Here is a 17,710-nt window from a genome sequence, read left to right on the forward strand (position 1 = left end):
ACTTCAAACAGTCCGTAAGGGTGTTAAGTGGTGGGTAGTTCAAGAAAAGACATCGATCAAAGAAAAAATTGTACATTTTGGAGTTACTTGACGTTTACAGTGTTAATATATGTTATATATAGTAGATATTTATTTTGGAAAAACGGGGGAATATTATGACTGAAACAAACGAATCTTCAGGAGTCTATTTAAAAAAAGATGTGAAGTTTTCTATTATAATCCCTGCACACAATGAGGAGAAGTACATTAGAAAATGTTTAGATTCAATTGCAAAGGCATCAGAGACATATAGAGATCAAACTGAAGTCATCGTTGTGTTAAATCGTTGCACAGATAAAACAGAAGAAATAGCAGAGTCGTATAACTGTATTACATTAAAAAATAACGATAAAAACTTATCCAAAATCCGAAATGCAGGGGCCAAAATAGCTAGCGGAGAAATAATCATTACTATAGACGCTGATACCCAAATGACAGAGTCTATGTTGTCTAATGTAGATGAATATTTAGCTTCAGGTAAATACATTGGTGGCGGGGTAACCGGAAAGTTTGAAAGAATATCTTTAGGAATATTCGTTTCCGCACTGTTAATAATAATCCCCTTACTTTTTAAGTATGGTGCTATATCTGTAGGGATTTTTTGGTGCTATAGAAAAGACTTTATGGCAATCAACGGCTTTAATGAAAACATGCTTATGGCAGAGGATGCAGATTTCGCTAAACGGTTAAAAGAATGGGGAAAGCAAAATAATAAGAAATTCGGTACAATTAAAAATGGAATGATAACTTCATGCAGAAGATTTGATAAATATGGAGACTGGGCTTTACTTAAAAATCCAAAATTAGTATTAGCCTATCTAAAAGGAAATGACAAAAAATACGCAGATAAAACATATTATGATAACCAAGAAAGATAACTGTGAAGACTCCTAAACAAATCACCATCAAATGAACTAGTGGAACAAGATAAAGTGAAACTTCACTCAGTGGGGGGTCTTCATCCCCCACTGAGTGTCAGCCCGACCAATTGGGCTTTTACGGACTGTTAATCTCCCACCTAAACTTCTCTGAATCCTCTAAGTTTTGAAGTGGGAGTCTTACAGCCCGTTAATGCGGGATAAAAGGAAGATCAAACTAGAAAAACAATCTAGTTCGGTCTTCTTTTTTTCTTTGTCTTTTTAACTTTTTTAGTTCGGTTATTAGGAAGGAATTTTAAGGAAACTAACATATGAATTCATAGGTTGATTCGCACAATCAATAACATATAAAAAAGCTCAGAATGTATATTTCTGAGCTTTTTCAATCTTTCTTTAATTAAATAACTTAATCTATAACTCGTTATGTAGCCAGTCCAACAATTTAGGAATTATATCCGCATATAGATTCATCTCATTTATAGTTTCTATTACTTGTATAGTCCCAAACTTTTGCTCTTCCTCGTCTGTAGATTCAATCCATAACGAACGTTTCAAATTATATTCGAGCCATCCTAATCTACCTAAAAAGCCATTTATCAATACCATTTCCCAGTTTGCATGTAGTTCACCATAGTTCTTTTTATATCCATTTATAAAAGAAAAAAACTTTTGTTTATCGACATTCCCGTTGTCATTCTTCGACCAATAGATGGCCGTTTCAATTAAATCTTGCATTGGATTTATATAACCAGCTGATTCCCAGTCAATAAGGAAGGGCTTATACTGAATCCATATTACATTTTTAGGATCCAAATCCCTATGGCTAATTACCATATTTATTGAAAGCAGCTTTAATACTACAATCGCTGCTGAATTCCAATTATTAAGATTATCGAGGTTTTTAAAAAGCAACTTCACCCATTCTGAACGTTCTTCTTTTCCTTTTTGTAAATAATAATTCCAAGTCGTTGTTTGTCCGTTATCAATCACATCATTAATTATGCCTAATTCCGAAAAATCAATTTTATGTATTTCTGCAAGAATTGCACCTATTTTTTCACAATGAACATTATTTATTTCATTGTTTTGCAGATTTTCGCCTTGTATCCAATCGAATACTAGATAAAACTGATTGTTTATCTTTTACAATACATTACCATGAATATTTTTAGCTGGGAGAGCCGATATCTTTTTCGATACAAAACTGGCTATTTTCTCTGAATGAATATAGTTTTGTCTTGCTGTTGATCTAAGCATGATTTGAGGATTTAATAGTTTTATTGTATATTTCCCTTTTGTCGTTTCAATAGCATACATTCTATGTAAAAGCCCACCAGATAGAGGTGTGGGAACATTCAACAACTCGCCAAGAAGTGATTTTTGGCACAAACTCTCAAATTCCAAGTTCTCTTTTATACTATTCATCTTCTCATCTACCTTTTAATTTAAATCAGTTGAAACTCCTTTAAAGCATACGCTATCCCATCTTCACTCGCCTTTTTTGTAACAAAGTCAGCCTGTTGTTTTAATTTTTCGTTACCGTTCTCCATCGCAATTCCTAACCCTACATGCTCTAACATTTCAATATCATTGAATCCATCTCCAAAAGCAACTGCTTCTGACTTACATATACCAAAATAGGCCAATACTTTTTCAATCGCAGTTCGTTTCGAAACTTTTGCATCTTCAAGTACATTGATCACATAACCGTGAAAACGTTCAAACATAAGATGTGGAAATCCTTCTATAAACTTTTCTGCTTCACTTTCATCGGCATACAAGCATATACAATACACTTCTTCTAAAAGAGATTTCACCTTTTCAGGGTATTGCTTCAAATCTAAAGTCTCTTTTAACGCTGTTAAGACTCGCTCATCATTTGAAGCCACTCCGTTCATTGTAAATAACTCTGTAAAATAAGAAATACTATGACTTGTTTGCTCGGCGAATGCCGAAACATCTCGGACAGTCTCTTTTGAAATGACTGATTTATGTATAATTGTATTATTACTTTTAATAAGTGCCCCATTCGCAGAAATGAAAGTATCAACCCCTAAATCTTTAAATTCTTCGCACAGGCTATACGGTCTTCCTGTTGCAATAACAACTTTTATTCCTGCTTGTATCAACTTCTCAATCGCTTCTTTCGTACTTGGTAACATCTTTCTATCAGTTTCATTTAGTAACGTACCATCCACATCAAAAAATACAACTTTGTACATATATAATCCCCCTAGTACTATGAAAACTTCTCCCTTACATTCATCCAAATAATAGAAGAAGCAGTTTGAAAGAATTCCCACTCCAAACTGCTCACAAAAAACAATGTTTCATTACGTGTAGAATAGCTTACCTTCTAGCGCCTCAATATAACGCTTTGCTGAACGAACTACCGCTTCATTTGCATCCTCTTTTACAATCCCTTGAAAGGCATTATAAAGCCTATTAAACGAAAGTTTCTCTACTCGTTTCACCATATCTTCTACTTTACTTGCCGGAAGTGGAATTAGATTTGGGTAGCTATACATGAAACTTACCCAGTTTTGATCTGCCACAACTTGAATAATATCTCCTGTTAATAACACACCTTTTCCATCGTTTCCATGTTCCCAATGTAAAACCGATCCACCAGAAAAATGACCACCTAACCGATGAATTGTAATTCCTTCAGCAAGCTGTAACGATTCCCCGGACCAAAATACGATATGCTTACTTGGACGCGTTACCCAGGTACGGTCATCTTCATGTATGTAAATAGGCACTTCAAAATGCTCTGCCCACACCACTTGCGTCGAATAATAATGTGGATGCGATAAAGCAATTGCATCTAGTCCACCTAACTCTTCTATTTGTTGAAATGTTTCTTTATCTACGTATGAAATACAATCCCATAACATACGAAATGATTCTGTTTGTACAAAGTGAGCTGTTTGTCCAATCGCAAACTTCGGTTTTGTTGTGATGCTATATAGTCCGTTTTCTAACTCTATCATCTCATTTTTGTACGTGTCACTCTTTTGTAATTTCTCTAAAGTTGTCCACGATTGACCTGCTGGATTGACATATTGTCTCTCTTCATCACAAATTACGCAGCGCACCGGTACTTCTTCGCTCGCCGCATATTGTACACCACATGTTTCACAAACATAATTCTCCATTTTATTTCTCCCCCTATGAAATCGTTATTCTAAATGTTCTTCTTGTAACTTTACAATTTGTAATGTTTCATCCATCTCCTTCAAACGTTTCGCAAAGCTTTCTACTCCAAATATTTCTGTGAATGTATGACTACCAACGATAAGATTTACTCCTGCAAACTTCGCATATTGAACGGTATATAATGTCTTTTCTCCTGTTATGTATGTGTCACAACCGCTTTCTAATGCGTATTTAATAAGGTTTGTATTATTACCAGCACCGGTTAAAATTGCAATACGTTTCACTTCTTTATCGTTATTTCGCCAAGCCTTCACACTTTCTTCTAACGCCTCTTCTACTCGGTTAACAAGCTGGGTGAAAGAAATTGGCTCATGATACTCCCCGATACCTGGCAACTCTTCCTCTTCATATGTGGAATATGTAACAATCTCATCCATATTGATTTCTTGAAATAATGATGTACATGTGCCAAACTTTACAAAATCTAAAGGCAAATGAATCCAAAAATGATTTATGTTATATTCTTTCAATTTTTGGATACACGCTTCTTCCATCCCATGTATAAAACTCCACGCTGCATGATGTGTAATGATCATCTCTATATCATGTTTCCTTGCTTCTTCAATCGTTTCTACCGTTAAATTTGTTGCATAGCCTATTTTTTGAAACTCTTCTTTACTTGTATTTGTGAAACCATATTCATCATCACCATATTTATGTAGATGTTGACCAAATAATGTTTCGATATATTTCTGAAATTGTTTTATGTTCATCGTATTCCCCCTGTTATAAATAAGCCTGTTCCTTTACTCCTCGTGCACTTTCACAAACACACTTCCAAATAACTTCCCACCAATATACGCTTCCAATTTCCACAGTCCATTTTTAGGGAATGACATTATAGATGGAATATGTCGATCTGCCCCATTATTCGCCCCACCTAATGTCTCCCCTTCTAATACAGTAACTCGCTCTTTTCCATCCTCATGAATACCAACAATCTTTAATTCTCCTTCTAGCTCTTCATCACTTCCCCAAAAGTGCCACATATATTTATTAGGCTTGTCAGTGTAAAAGCGCACCGCCTCCCCACCATAAATAAAGTGAAACTTCACTCAGTGGGGCCCCATTGAGTGTTAGTTGAACCAATCGGGCTTTTACGGACTGTTAATCTCCCACCTAAACTTCTCTGAATCCTCTAAGTTTTGAGGTGGGAGTCTTACAGCCCGTTAATGCGGGATAAAACCTAATCTTCCTTCTTCTCCAATCATTTGATAGCTACCGGATTCAAACATCGCACTTTCTTGCCAATCTTTTGATGATTGCACATCATTTTCAGTTTTTGTTACTTGTTTACTTTCATTATTCGGAGTGTTATTTGTACAACCAACTGCGGTGAAAAGGACTAGAAAGCAAATTATCGTTTTTTTAACCATAATGGCCCTCCTCTTTTATATCTTCTTATACACATGGCTTATTTCACGACTCTATTACCAATTCAGTTCTCCTACACTTGGTTCAATGAATCTACCTGATTCACCTTTACTTGCACTTACAATCCAATGATATATATTTTCTGCACCTTGACGTGGACTTAAGTTAGCATCCTCTGCACCAATCTCCGTTTTTAATTTCCCTGGATGAATTGCAATAACTTCAATTTCATGTTCTCTAAATTCCATCTCCATACAAAGAGTTAACATATTTTGTGCAGCTTTTGCGATGCGGTATGAATAGGAAAACCTCCCATGCTGAAATTCTCCCGAAGCCATTTTTGATAAAGAACCTAACCGAGAAGATATATTCATAACTTTTGGAGAAGTAGATTTCAATAAAAACGGAAAAGTACCTTTCACAACTCGTACTACTCCTAAACAATGAACATTAAATAGAGATAACAATTCATCTGATGTAATATGAAGTAACTTTGTTTCTTCTCCTGGTATACCAGCATTATTTATTACAATATCTATTGTATCTACATACTTTCTAATCTCAGATTGAATCAAACTTATACTTGTATCAAAGTTCAAATCAGCAATAATAGGATGGCACCGATTAGGAAATTTTTGAATTAATTCATTTACAACTTCTTGCTTTCTAACTACCGGAAATACTGTATGACCATTTTCATGCAAGATTGCAGTAAGTTCATATCCTAATCCTCGGTTACCTCCTGTAACAACAATGTTCATAAAAATCCCTCCTAACAGGACAAAAACAAAATCACCTCTACTTACTTACAATCCCTAAAATCACCTTAAACTCATTTCGACCTTTTCTCACTTTCTGAAACCCTTGCCTTGTATCCCAAATAAAACACGTTTTCTTTACCCAAATACGAATGTATAGCGACTGAAAGTGAATCGGCCTTACAATTCCTCTTTGCTCTGTTTCCGTTCCATCTGCAAATTCCGTTTCTGTTCTTACAAGCCATCTGTTTCCTATGCCAAATTCGATGTATTTCACGTAGAAAAACACACTCCTCTAATTATTAAAAGGATGAATAACACAGCCTCTCACATTTGTTTTGATTTTAAATACTCCCCCGGCATACGGATAAACTTCTAAATCTGTTTCTGTCATTCTTGTTCTTGCTGTTGTTACATATAGTTCGTTTAAGTTTTCTCCGCCGAACGTACAAGATGTTACATATAATGCTGGTATACGTACTGTATGCAATTGTTCACCACTCATCGGATTCCAACGTGTAATTTTCCCACCTCCCCAGTGAGCAATCCATAACATTCCTTCTTCATCAATTGTCATACCATCAGGAAGCCCTTCATCTTCGGGAATTTCAATTATGTCTTTAGGATTTTTAATATGTCCTGTATACATGTCATATTGAAAGCAAACAACTTTTCTTGTTGGCGTATCAATAAAGTACATATACTTACCGTTAGGTGACCAGGCTAAGCCATTTGACGTACTGACCTTCTCTAACTGTTTACTTACACTTAAGTCGGTATGTAAGCAATACAACGCACCTTTTCCATCAACACCTACTGAGTCTGTCGTTCCAGCCCAAAATCGACCTACTGGATCACATTTCCCATCATTAAATCGATTCTCCTGTAAATGACTTTCTGGGTTATAAATAAAATCGATTGTCTTTATGCAAGGATTCACATAGTAAAAACCGTTCTCTAGAGCAGCTACTAATCCTCCAGATTTCCTCGGAACAATCGCCCCTACCATTTGTCCAATGAACATGTCTCGATTTTCTCTCGTAATTGGATTATAAATATGAATCTTTTTCTCTAAAATATCAACCCAGTACAGCAGCCTGTTCTCAGCATCCCAACAAGGTCCTTCACCTAAAGTAGCCCTAGCATCAATTACTAGTTCAGCTTTATATAGCAATTCAAAGCCCCCTCTCAATCTCCATCCGCGCTTTCGCAGTCATCACAAAATTAAGCCAATCCTCGCACACTTGACATGTATGAGTCGTGACTAAAATCTCAATTACATCTAAGTGTGTAACAGTTTCTGTAATAGATTTCTTTACTCCATTAACCTTCACACCTGACATATACGCTGCAATAGCCGGGTCAAATGCGTAAGCGAAATCAATAACGGTAGCTCCTTTTGGTAAACGAATGCATTTTAATTTTGGTGTAAATGTAACAATTGTTTCTTGAAATAGTTCAAAAGAAACGAAGTCATAAAATTGGCGTGCATCTTCTGTAATCATTTCATTTGCGCTAATCGATTGACCGATTACACGAGAGACAAGCTCTTTCATTTCATCATCTGTTACACCTTGTTCCAGAAAGAAAAAGATTCCTTTTTCTCGCCTATTTTGATCTGTTTGCGTTTGTATACGAACCGTAATTTCATCATCATATATTCTCACTTTCGTTTGCAAATAACGATGAAACACATCATGTTCAGTCGCAATATAATCGATAAATTGATGTGAAATTGGCTCGTATAATCGATGAATGATCCCTAACATTTTATAACAATCTAGTTCACTCGTAGTCGTGATATATATATTTGCTACTTCTGTCATATGTTGAATGTCTTGTAGTGAGGAGTAAGCTGTGTAAATAGGACTTATTTCATAATTCACTTCAAATGCGGAGGTATGTTCTTTCCTGTTGCTTATATCTTTTAATATAGCTTTTGTTACATCTTCTAATTGCTCTGTATATTTTTTTATAAGCTGCTGCATTAAATAATATTTTGGATTGTGTAAATATAAAAAGGCTAGTTCTTCTAATTCTTTTTGAATATGTATGAGTCCTAATATTTTACAAAGGGGTGAAAAAATCTTTACCGTTTCATTGGCGTATGGCACTTGCTTTTCAATTACCTTTACGTGCAATGTCCTCATATTATGAAGGCGATCAATTACTTTTATAACAGCTACCCGTATATCTGTTTGCGTCGCAAGTAATAGTTTCTTTACATTAACCGCTTCATATTCCTCTTTATTTGAAATCTGCTTCTTATCTACTTTTGTTAATCCATCAACAATAGCGGCTACTTTCTTACCAAACTCCCTTTCTATCTCTTCAATTGTATGTGCAGTATCTTCGACGACATCATGTAACAGTGCCGCGATTGCTGTTGTTGCATCCGCTCTACTATCTAGCAAGATTTCTGTAACAGCAAATGGATGCATAATAAACGGTTCCCCTGACACACGAAACTGTCCTTCGTGAACTTTCTCAGCAACGCCCATCGCTTTAAGCAACTGATTTTGTTCATTCTCATGTAAATAAGCTGCCTTTTTTAACAATATCTCTTTCATATTTTCACCTCCTGTCAATCTAATAACGTACTATTATTCGTTTTTACAGTTTTTACACATTTGCTTCTTCCGAAAAATGTGAAGTATCGCCTTCTAAGTGAATATGATACTGATCACCGTCTACCTCTAAAACTGTCAAGCTAGTTCCGTGCAAAAATGGTGGATCCCACATATTTGTAATTGCCTTCCCTTTCACAAGAAGTAGGAGCCCTTTTAGAAAAACAGTATGTGTTACAATAAGAACATTTCCAGATTCATGCTTTGATACAATCATATTGAACATCGAAATAACACGCTGCATCAGCTCATCAAATGTTTCTCCGCCAATCGGTTCATACCGCTCCGTATCACCCCAAAAATGATGATGTTGCTCCGGATACATTTGCTTAATTTCTTCGTGTGTTTTCCCTTCCCATTCTCCCATATGAATTTCCCGTAACTGATCGTTAGTAACAATTGTGACGTTTTGCTCACCAGTTATTAATTTAGCTGTATCAACTGCTCTTGGGCTTGTACTTGCATACACGGCGTCAAACTTTATATTCTGTAATGATTTTCCTAAGCGAGTGGCGTTTTCCTTTCCCTTCTCTGTTAAACTTGAATCTTGCCAACCTTGCATTCTCTTTTGAACATTCCACTCTGTTTCACCATGTCTTGTTATATATAGTTTCAGCATGTACATCATCTCCTACTATTTCAAAATATCCATCTAACCATTATAACATAATTCATATTAATCAGATAATTATCGATATTCCTTTTCCATTATCGAATACAGAAAATGTGCATCGCGCTCCACTCCACAAATAAGAGCAGAACCTCTTTGATATTGCCATGGCAATCCAATATAATACAAACCTTGAACCAGACTAACTCCTCTTTTATGGATCGGTAGTCCACTCTCGTTTAATGCTCCTTCTATATCAATCCATTTATAAATTCCTGTAAAACCCGTTGACCATATTATATTTTGTACAGTACATGTACTATCATCTGAAAATGTAACTGTATTCCCTTCTACCATCATTACCTTGGGCTTTACAGCTATTTTCCCTTCTCTAATGTACTCTCTACATTCAAAACCAAAAATCGGATCTTTTTTCTTTTGAAACAAGGCACCGCGCCACGTATCCTTTCCTGCATATAGCAGACCTAGTTTCTCCAACCAAAAAAATATACTCTTCCCCATTACACGGAGTGGTAAAAATGTAAGCGGATGGCTAACTGCCATTGTTACATCCCGGGTTCCAGCAAGTTCTACGGCGATTTGCGCACCAGAATTCCCTCCCCCAACAACAAGAACCGGTCCATCTGGAATTTGACTTGGTGACTTGTACTGCGAAGAGTGTAGTTGAAACACAGACGATAAAGGGCACTGAGAGAACGCTGGGATGAACGGTTTCTGAAATGCGCCTGTTGCAATGATTACATTACGAGCAGATAACACTTCCTTTCCCGTATGTACTGTAAATATACCGTCTACTTTTTGAACCTTTGAAACTACTGTACGAAGTTGTACCGGTAACTGAAAAAAGGATGCGTATACCTCTAAATAATCAGCAACCTCATCTTTTTTTGGAAAAGTCTCTTGATTCCCTTCCATTTGCATTCCTGGCAATGAACTGTATGAATTTGGTGTAAATAATCGTAACGAATCGTACCTATTTCTCCACGAATCTCCTATTCTTTTCTCTCCATCTACAATTACAAAATCACGTTTTCCCTTCTGTAAATAATATCCAATAGCAAGTCCAGCTTGTCCTGCACCAATTACGATTGTATCTAGTATAATATCTTCACCCCTTAATTTTTTATCCAACTATAACATGAATATCTGTTCATATATTCATGTATTAACTTCAGTTTATCTCTTCCCACTTAACAAGTCAAAGCTTCTTTGATTGCTTTATCACCACTTAAGATTTTTTAAATACTTCTCCTACTATTTTTTAAAATCTCCCCTATGTACGTAAACTTTATAAATGATAATAAGGAGCGAAAAATATGAATGCACTTCATTTTATAAAAGAATATATAAAGCACCCTCGTGCTGTTGGTGCAATTATGCCAAGTTCTAAAAAATTAGTAAAACAAATAATGGACATTATTTCGTTTCAGAACAACACATGTATTGTTGAATATGGGGCAGGTACTGGTGTGTTAACAGAACAGCTTATTAAAAATAGACAGCCCCATACCGCTTTACTCATAATTGAGAGAAACAAAAAATTTCATGAAATACTATGTCGCAAATACGGACATTTAAATAACATTTACATCGTTCATGGTTCAGCGGAACATATAGAAAAATATATGAAACAATTTTCAATTACGCAGATCGATTACGTCGTATCTGGTCTTCCGTTCACAAGTTTACCCCCCTCTATGTCACAGCTTATTTTAAAGAAAACGGCTCAGCTTTTAGGGACAAATGGTACGTTCATTACATTTCAATATTCAAAAGTGAAACAGCCATTTTTCAAAGTTTTTTTCAACCAAATTGAAAATAAGAAAGTATATTGGAATGTACCACCTGCTTACATTTTTACATGTAAAAATATATAAAGTGATGCTTTAATTAGTAAAGGTTCTTCATCCTCCACTAATTATTAGCCCAAAGAGTCGGGCTTTTATAGGCCGTTTATCTCCCACTTAAACTTCCCAAGTTTTTGGGTGGGAGTTTTACAGTCCGCAAATAAAAGGATAAACAAAAAGTATGCACTAGGTTTACTCTGTGCATACTTTTCTCTTTCATCTATTTAGATGTTGCATACTGCTTTATTGGTTTGCTTCGGAAAAATTTCGTACAAATTATTATACTCCCCATTCCGACGATCACATACAATGCATACTCGTATATAACTGCCCCAATCTCCCTCGTATGTTCTCCAAAATAGTAACCTACCGTAAAGTATAGCAGTGTCCAAAAGAATCCAGTTGTATAAGCAATCGATGCATATTTAAAAAAGTTCATTCGATTCACACCAACCAAATATGGCATAACATGTCTCACAATCGGTAAAAAATAACTTATAACAAGAGCATAGCTACCATACTTTTCAATCATGTAATTCGATTTCTCTATATACAATTTCATTTTTTTCTTTTTAGATAATCGTTCTAAAACCGGAGTACTGAATTTATAACCAATTACATAGCCAATTGATAGTCCTGATACGACACCAAGATATGTTGATAAAAACATTGATACAACTTGTAGCCCTCCAAAAGAAGTTGCCATCCCTCCAGTCATAACGATCACTTCACCTGGAATCGGAACCCCTATAATACCGAGCCACAATGAGAAAAACATCGCTGCATGTCCATAATCAGAAATCCACTCTAATAATTGATTTATTTCCATGATACCCGCTCCTAGTTTCCTAATTTTTATAATTTATGTAAGTAATCTTAAATAAAATACCTTAAGAAACTAGAAGTGAAATTCTTAATTTTTTTTAAAGTTTATATACAATTTTATAAGTAACAAATATGAGACCTCCAAAAAATAAAGAAGGTCTCTGTCAATCACATTATTTCTCTAACTCGATTACAATATCCCCCATCACAAATTCTTCACTTGGACGTGATGTTTTCGGCACTTTAATTTTCTTTTCTTTCCCATCAACAAATTCCACTCCACCATGATTACTTGCATTATGTGTTCTAAGCGTGATATGAGGTGTAACAATTAGTTTCTTCGCATTCGGATTTAACTTTTGAAACGTATCACTCCAGTTAATATTGTAAGAATCTTTACCACTTCCTCCATTCCCTTCACCTACATACTCATTCCCTAAATCATCTTTTATTTTTAGTTGTACATCAACGGCATCCCAGTCTTTTCTTACTTTTTCATCAATCTCTTGGCTGTAGTAAATGACAAACGACATTGGCGTGAATGATAATTTTTCAATATTAACTTTGACGCCATCTTGCTCCATGCTTTTATTTACTAGTTGCTTTTTATTTTCAGTTGCTTTCACAGAGAAAGCGAAATTCCAGTTACCTTCAATTTTTTCCTTTTTATCTAGAAGTTCTATTTTTTCTATATCCCACTTTACATTTGCAACATCTTTTTCTTCAGCGTTATCATGAGAAGCTGTTACGATTCCTACATAATTATTTCCATCTACTTTTGACACTTTAGAACTTCCGGTCATCCCTTCTGAATCTTGAATGTCTACCCACTCAAATAAGGCCGGGTCATCTCCTAAATCCCGTTCACTCGTCATCGAATACGTCATCGTCATTGTCCTTCCGTCAAACACGACATCATTCACGGTTATCCTTATGCCATTACTTTCTTCTGTCATATTCATTTCTTTTGAGAGTTCTTTATAATTTGTATAAAGTCCTAGCTTATCACCTGCTAAAAATTTAAATACATCACCTATAATTGGTAAGCTACCCGCGTAAGTTGGAAAAGCCACACTAAATGTTGTAGCTGATATCGTTACAATAATCGACGCCGCCACAACTCTCGTTTTCCATCCCGCTTTTTTCTTTTTCATCGATTGTTTTACATATTTTTTTACTTTTTCTTTTTCAAAATCACTTACTTCCATCTCTATCATTTCACTTTCATCTATATCAACTTCATGTAATAACTCATATACATCTTTCATATTGCGCTACCTCCTACCTTCAAGTGCATTCCTTTTTTATAAAGCTTTTTCTTCCCTCTATAAACACGGTTGTCGACTGCCGATGTTGTTAGACTAAATTTCTTTGCTATCTCTTCTGTTTTGGTACCAAGCAAGTATTTCATAATGAAAATTTCACGATCCACAAACTCTAATTCATTTATTAACTGAATTAGTTCCGACCTATTTTCCATTAAAATCAGTTCATCTTCTACTGAGTTCTTTCCCTCAACATCAACATAATCAGCTGTAACCTCTACTTGTTTCGTTACTTTTCTGTAATAATCAATCGCTTTAAACTTTGCAATTTTTGTAATCCATTTTTTAAAATCTGCAGCATCACCATCAAACTTGTTGGCATGCTCCCAAACTGCTAGAAAAATATCGTTCATGCACTCGTCTATCACACCATCGTTTCCAAGCGGGGCAAGAATTTTATATGTAATCCCCTTTACTAACGGTAAATACGTATCAACAACAAAGTTTAATGCGTCTTCTTTTTGCCGCTGCAATCGCTTTATAAAATTTTTCTCATTTGCTTTCATACACAAGGCTCCTTTTGTTTTTGTAAAAGCTTTTACACTTTATACAACGTATGGGACAAGATTTTCTCTCATATTTTATATTATTTTTTTGATATAATTTAATGGAATAATTTAAACATAACAAAAGAAGGTTCCATCATGAAACCTCCTCTTCTCTCTGCTTCTTCGCAAAAAAAATAACAATTACAGCAATCATCCATAGTAGAAACACACATGCAATATATGGATAAGATGACACTTCAAACGCATGTAATATATAATCGACCACCGTTGGATTTTCTTTATATTGAATAACACCTTGACTAGCTGTGCCACTAAAAAATAAAAAGATGAAAAAACCACATAGACTCATCACAAACTGAATGATATATCCGAGATAATTCATTCTCTTCCCCTTTCTCAAAAAGGTTATATTATACCATTTCACAAATCCTTTCAAATATCCTTCACAAAAATAAACCTATTCGCATTTTCGAATAGGTTTATCGTTTTAATCCCACTTATAAGTCCAAAATATTTCTTTTTGAAGCCAGTTCACCGTTGATTGGTCATTGTTTTTCAACTTCGCTTCCATCTCTTCTAGCATCGCCCCTGTTTGGGAACGATGTGCACGTAATGCATTTAATTTTTGTTCAAATACTTCACTTACATCTCGTACAATATCTGGTTTACCTAAAACTTCTTCACGATTTTTCGTGATTGCAACAGCATGAATCACTGGACGATTTTCCTTTGGCATACGAGATACCGCGCGAACAGTTGCACGCCCAAATGCATCATGATCTGGGTGAACTCCATGTTCTGGATAAAACGTAATAATGAGCGACGGATGCACATCACGAATAACGGCCTCGATTTTATCTGCAACAAAGTCCACATCCTCAAATTCTAGCGTTTTATCGTGGAAACCAAGTAGACGTAAATCATCAACTCCCATTACTTTGCATGCATCTTTCAATTCTTTTTCACGAATGCTTGGGATTGTTTCACGATTAGCGAATACATTTTTCCCCATATTACGGCCCATCTGTCCAAGTGTTCCGCAAGCATATGTCACAGGTACTCCTTCGTTTCTGAATAAACGAATTGTCCCTCCTGCCGCAAACGATTCATCATCTGGATGCGGAAATATAACAAGTACATGTTTCTCCATAATGATCCCTCCTTCTTATGCAAATGGTGTCATACTTAATTGTAGTGCTACTGCTAGGCGCCCTTTATCATCATGTCCTGCTAGTAATAGACGGTTATGTTCATCTTTTTCCCAGTGTGTAATTCCTTCCGCATATACCCATCCGTGCTCCATCTTTAAACCGATGCGGTATGGATTCGTTCCAGTAATTTTACCACGTTCAAAGCGAATAACCGTGTTACGAATAAACGCTCCGACAGTCATTACTTTTTCATTTACATGAGATGCATATGCACCGTTTGTTGTTTCTAAATGAAGGTATATATCTTCATTTGCAAATTCATTAATTATATCTTGAATGATATTTGTATTTTTGATTATTTCCATCGGATTTCACCTCTTTTAAACCAGTTTACGCAAAAAGATTACAAATTGCTATCTTTATAATAGAGGACTATGAATACTTTTCCTATTTTTTTGCTCTTTTATTTTTATTTTTTATTATGGTATGTGAAATTATAAAATGTGAATCCAATTATATTTTCTTTTCTTTCTCGATTTAAATTTGTTACAATAAACTTTGCGCAGAGGGACATGTTTTTTTCATACTAAATACACACTAATGTGTATAACATTTCAAAGAAGGTGAACATGTTGGATCATTCAACACAAGAAATAGCAAACTGGCAATATTACTTTGCGATTGCAACATTTTTAATAGCATATGGCTTTATTATCTCTGAGAAAATAAACCGTGCTATCGTTGCATTGCTTGGCGCTGCAATTATGATTATTATTGGCGTTGTAGAATTACGTACTGCTTTCACATCGCACATTCAATGGGAAACGATTACACTTTTAATCGGGATGATGATTCTCGTCCATATTACAAGTAAATCTGGTGTGTTTGAGTATGTAGCTATTAAAACTGCGAAAGCAGCTGGTGGAAAACCGATTCGAATTTTAATGTTTTTATCCCTCCTATGCGCGGTCGGCTCTGCCTTTTTAGATAATGTAACAACCGTATTATTAATTGTCCCTGTTACATTGTCAATTACACGTATTTTACACATATCTCCTATTCCGTTTTTCATGTCGGAAATTTTGTTTGCGAACATTGGAGGTACAGCAACACTTGTTGGTGACCCGCCGAACATTATGATTGGCTCGGCAAACCCACATTTAACGTTTAATGCATTTTTATTTAACTTAGCACCAATCGTTATTATTATTTCTGTTGTGACACTTGGCATTATTTATTTTATATACCGAAACCATTTCACAACGACAGAAAAACAAATCGCTACGTTAATGGCATTAGATGAAAAAGAGTACATTCGGGACCGTAAATTACTTATCAAATCATTATCTGTTTTAGCTGGTACCATTTTAGGATTTATTCTTCATTCTGTTATTCATGTTGATGCAGCTGTTGTTGCGATGACTGGTGCAACACTACTCATGTTAATTGGTGTAAAACAGCACGAACTAGAAGATGTATTTGCCCACGTAGAATGGGTAACAATTTTCTTCTTTGCAGGCTTATTCGTTCTCGTTGGTGGTCTCCAAGACATTGGGCTCATTTCATCATTAGCAAACGGTGTATTAGAAGTAACAAACGGGGACATTAGCTTTGCGGCAATTTTAATTTTATGGGTATCAGGGATTGCCTCGGCAACAATTGATAACATTCCATTTGTCGCAACGATGATTCCACTTATTAATGATTTAGCGACAGGACTTGGCCTTTCAGCCGATTCCCCGCAAATTGAAGTACTATGGTGGTCATTGGCACTTGGCGCTTGTCTAGGTGGAAACGGTACACTTATCGGTGCTTCTGCAAACGTTGTTGTCGCAGGAATGGCAAGACGCGAAGGATACGAATTTTCATACTTTACTTTCTTAAAAATTGGTTTCCCGCTTACAATTCTTGCATTATTATTATCACACGCATATATCTATATTAGATATTTAATGTAAAAAAAGGTTGCAGCTTTTCACGCTGCAACCTTTCTATTTTATTCAAAAAATGCTTTTGAATATTGTACAACGCCGCTTACATTTTGAAGTGCTCCTTCTTGTAATTGCAACGCCATAAACGCTTCGTCTGGAACCTCAAATGGCGCTCGTATCCCCCATAAAGATGCACGTTTAAATCCAAACTTCGGATAATAGTTCTCATGTCCTAATACGATAACTGACTCATACCCAAGCTCTTTTGCTCTTTTTAACGCTTCTATAATAAGCTGTTTCCCAATTCCTTTTCCTTGATATCCCTCTTTCACCGAAACTGGGGCAAGTGCTAATGATACTGTAGATGTATCTTCATTTATAATCTTAACTTCCGATAATAAAATGTGTCCGATAATGTCTTCTTCTACTGCAACTAATGATAACGCTGGAATAAACGCTTCACTTTTTCGTAAACGACTCACAAGCTCATGTTCTTTCCCATCGCTAAATGGTGCGTGCAAAAACGCTTCTTTTACTACTTCTTCTGTTTGCTCATAATCTTCTCTTTCTTCTTGTCGAATCTTTATACTCATATC

At 35.6% G+C, this 17,710-nt stretch carries 23 protein-coding genes; 3 read left to right on the forward strand and 20 right to left on the reverse strand.

The window, feature by feature from the left end:
* Positions 1-155: 155 nt before the first annotated feature.
* A complete protein-coding gene (locus BAMA_RS13515; protein WP_034639901.1) occupies positions 156-917 on the forward strand; it encodes a glycosyltransferase family 2 protein in 762 nt (253 codons plus the stop codon).
* Between the two features lie 411 nt (positions 918-1,328).
* Here BAMA_RS13515 and BAMA_RS13520 read toward each other — a convergent pair whose 3' ends face one another.
* From BAMA_RS13520 to BAMA_RS13570, 13 genes are all read right to left on the reverse strand, one after another.
* A complete protein-coding gene (locus BAMA_RS13520) occupies positions 1,329-2,057 on the reverse strand; it encodes an aminoglycoside phosphotransferase family protein (RefSeq protein ID WP_338022299.1) in 729 nt (242 codons plus the stop codon).
* A 3-nt stretch (positions 2,058-2,060) separates the two neighbouring features.
* Complete coding sequence (locus BAMA_RS25540; RefSeq protein ID WP_338022296.1) at positions 2,061-2,342, reverse strand: hypothetical protein; 282 nt, start codon at positions 2,340-2,342, stop codon at positions 2,061-2,063.
* 20 nt (positions 2,343-2,362) lie between these two features.
* Positions 2,363-3,139: a Cof-type HAD-IIB family hydrolase gene (locus BAMA_RS13525; RefSeq protein WP_034639902.1), complete on the reverse strand. Its 777-nt coding sequence runs from the start codon at positions 3,137-3,139 to the stop codon at positions 2,363-2,365.
* 111 nt (positions 3,140-3,250) lie between these two features.
* Positions 3,251-4,075, reverse strand: a complete 825-nt coding sequence (locus BAMA_RS13530) for an MBL fold metallo-hydrolase (RefSeq protein WP_034639903.1) — start codon at positions 4,073-4,075, stop codon at positions 3,251-3,253.
* 24 nt (positions 4,076-4,099) lie between these two features.
* On the reverse strand, positions 4,100-4,849 hold the full coding sequence (locus BAMA_RS13535) for a Nif3-like dinuclear metal center hexameric protein (protein WP_034639904.1): 750 nt from the start codon (positions 4,847-4,849) through the stop codon (positions 4,100-4,102).
* Between the two features lie 33 nt (positions 4,850-4,882).
* The gene (locus BAMA_RS23520; protein ID WP_162176065.1) at positions 4,883-5,158 is read right to left on the reverse strand and encodes a hypothetical protein; all 276 of its coding nucleotides are present in this window, start codon (positions 5,156-5,158) and stop codon (positions 4,883-4,885) included.
* 147 nt (positions 5,159-5,305) lie between these two features.
* Positions 5,306-5,512: a hypothetical protein gene (locus BAMA_RS24750; protein ID WP_051758951.1), complete on the reverse strand. Its 207-nt coding sequence runs from the start codon at positions 5,510-5,512 to the stop codon at positions 5,306-5,308.
* A gap of 54 nt (positions 5,513-5,566) precedes the next feature.
* Positions 5,567-6,271: an SDR family NAD(P)-dependent oxidoreductase gene (locus BAMA_RS13545; RefSeq protein ID WP_034639905.1), complete on the reverse strand. Its 705-nt coding sequence runs from the start codon at positions 6,269-6,271 to the stop codon at positions 5,567-5,569.
* A gap of 37 nt (positions 6,272-6,308) precedes the next feature.
* Positions 6,309-6,545, reverse strand: a complete 237-nt coding sequence (locus BAMA_RS13550; RefSeq protein ID WP_034639906.1) for a DUF3977 family protein — start codon at positions 6,543-6,545, stop codon at positions 6,309-6,311.
* 18 nt (positions 6,546-6,563) lie between these two features.
* On the reverse strand, positions 6,564-7,442 hold the full coding sequence (locus tag BAMA_RS13555; RefSeq protein WP_034639907.1) for an SMP-30/gluconolactonase/LRE family protein: 879 nt from the start codon (positions 7,440-7,442) through the stop codon (positions 6,564-6,566).
* A gap of 1 nt (position 7,443) precedes the next feature.
* Complete coding sequence (locus tag BAMA_RS13560) at positions 7,444-8,838, reverse strand: HD domain-containing protein (protein WP_034639908.1); 1,395 nt, start codon at positions 8,836-8,838, stop codon at positions 7,444-7,446.
* A gap of 52 nt (positions 8,839-8,890) precedes the next feature.
* The gene (locus BAMA_RS13565) at positions 8,891-9,514 is read right to left on the reverse strand and encodes a histidine phosphatase family protein (RefSeq protein ID WP_034639909.1); all 624 of its coding nucleotides are present in this window, start codon (positions 9,512-9,514) and stop codon (positions 8,891-8,893) included.
* 69 nt (positions 9,515-9,583) lie between these two features.
* Positions 9,584-10,627: a flavin-containing monooxygenase gene (locus tag BAMA_RS13570; protein WP_034640098.1), complete on the reverse strand. Its 1,044-nt coding sequence runs from the start codon at positions 10,625-10,627 to the stop codon at positions 9,584-9,586.
* A gap of 215 nt (positions 10,628-10,842) precedes the next feature.
* On the opposite strand from BAMA_RS13570, the gene BAMA_RS13575 reads away from it, so the two are divergent.
* The gene (locus BAMA_RS13575) at positions 10,843-11,403 is read left to right on the forward strand and encodes a class I SAM-dependent methyltransferase (RefSeq protein WP_034639910.1); all 561 of its coding nucleotides are present in this window, start codon (positions 10,843-10,845) and stop codon (positions 11,401-11,403) included.
* 190 nt (positions 11,404-11,593) lie between these two features.
* On the opposite strand, the gene BAMA_RS13580 is transcribed toward BAMA_RS13575, so the two are convergent.
* The 6 genes from BAMA_RS13580 to BAMA_RS13605 form a co-directional block, all read right to left on the reverse strand.
* Positions 11,594-12,202: a DedA family protein gene (locus BAMA_RS13580; RefSeq protein WP_034639911.1), complete on the reverse strand. Its 609-nt coding sequence runs from the start codon at positions 12,200-12,202 to the stop codon at positions 11,594-11,596.
* 169 nt (positions 12,203-12,371) lie between these two features.
* Positions 12,372-13,466: a DUF4179 domain-containing protein gene (locus BAMA_RS13585; RefSeq protein ID WP_034639912.1), complete on the reverse strand. Its 1,095-nt coding sequence runs from the start codon at positions 13,464-13,466 to the stop codon at positions 12,372-12,374.
* Positions 13,463-14,029 carry a sigma-70 family RNA polymerase sigma factor gene (locus BAMA_RS13590; protein WP_034639913.1) on the reverse strand — a complete coding sequence of 189 codons (567 nt, stop codon included), beginning with the start codon at positions 14,027-14,029 and terminating at the stop codon, positions 13,463-13,465. The genes BAMA_RS13585 and BAMA_RS13590 overlap by 4 nt, the downstream gene beginning before the upstream one ends.
* Before the next feature lie 136 nt (positions 14,030-14,165).
* Positions 14,166-14,414: a hypothetical protein gene (locus BAMA_RS13595; RefSeq protein WP_034639914.1), complete on the reverse strand. Its 249-nt coding sequence runs from the start codon at positions 14,412-14,414 to the stop codon at positions 14,166-14,168.
* A 105-nt stretch (positions 14,415-14,519) separates the two neighbouring features.
* Positions 14,520-15,182 (reverse strand): bacillithiol biosynthesis deacetylase BshB2, encoded by a 663-nt coding sequence (bshB2, locus tag BAMA_RS13600; protein ID WP_034639915.1) that lies wholly within the window; start codon positions 15,180-15,182, stop codon positions 14,520-14,522.
* Between the two features lie 15 nt (positions 15,183-15,197).
* On the reverse strand, positions 15,198-15,548 hold the full coding sequence (locus BAMA_RS13605; protein ID WP_034639916.1) for a YojF family protein: 351 nt from the start codon (positions 15,546-15,548) through the stop codon (positions 15,198-15,200).
* A gap of 264 nt (positions 15,549-15,812) precedes the next feature.
* On the opposite strand from BAMA_RS13605, the gene BAMA_RS13610 reads away from it, so the two are divergent.
* Positions 15,813-17,141: an ArsB/NhaD family transporter gene (locus BAMA_RS13610; RefSeq protein ID WP_415782908.1), complete on the forward strand. Its 1,329-nt coding sequence runs from the start codon at positions 15,813-15,815 to the stop codon at positions 17,139-17,141.
* A 38-nt stretch (positions 17,142-17,179) separates the two neighbouring features.
* On the opposite strand, the gene BAMA_RS13615 is transcribed toward BAMA_RS13610, so the two are convergent.
* On the reverse strand, positions 17,180-17,707 hold the full coding sequence (locus BAMA_RS13615) for a GNAT family N-acetyltransferase (protein ID WP_034639917.1): 528 nt from the start codon (positions 17,705-17,707) through the stop codon (positions 17,180-17,182).
* Positions 17,708-17,710 lie beyond the last annotated feature (3 nt).

This window comes from Bacillus manliponensis, assembly GCF_000712595.1.
Taxonomy (GTDB): Bacteria; Bacillota; Bacilli; order Bacillales; family Bacillaceae_G; genus Bacillus_A; species Bacillus_A manliponensis.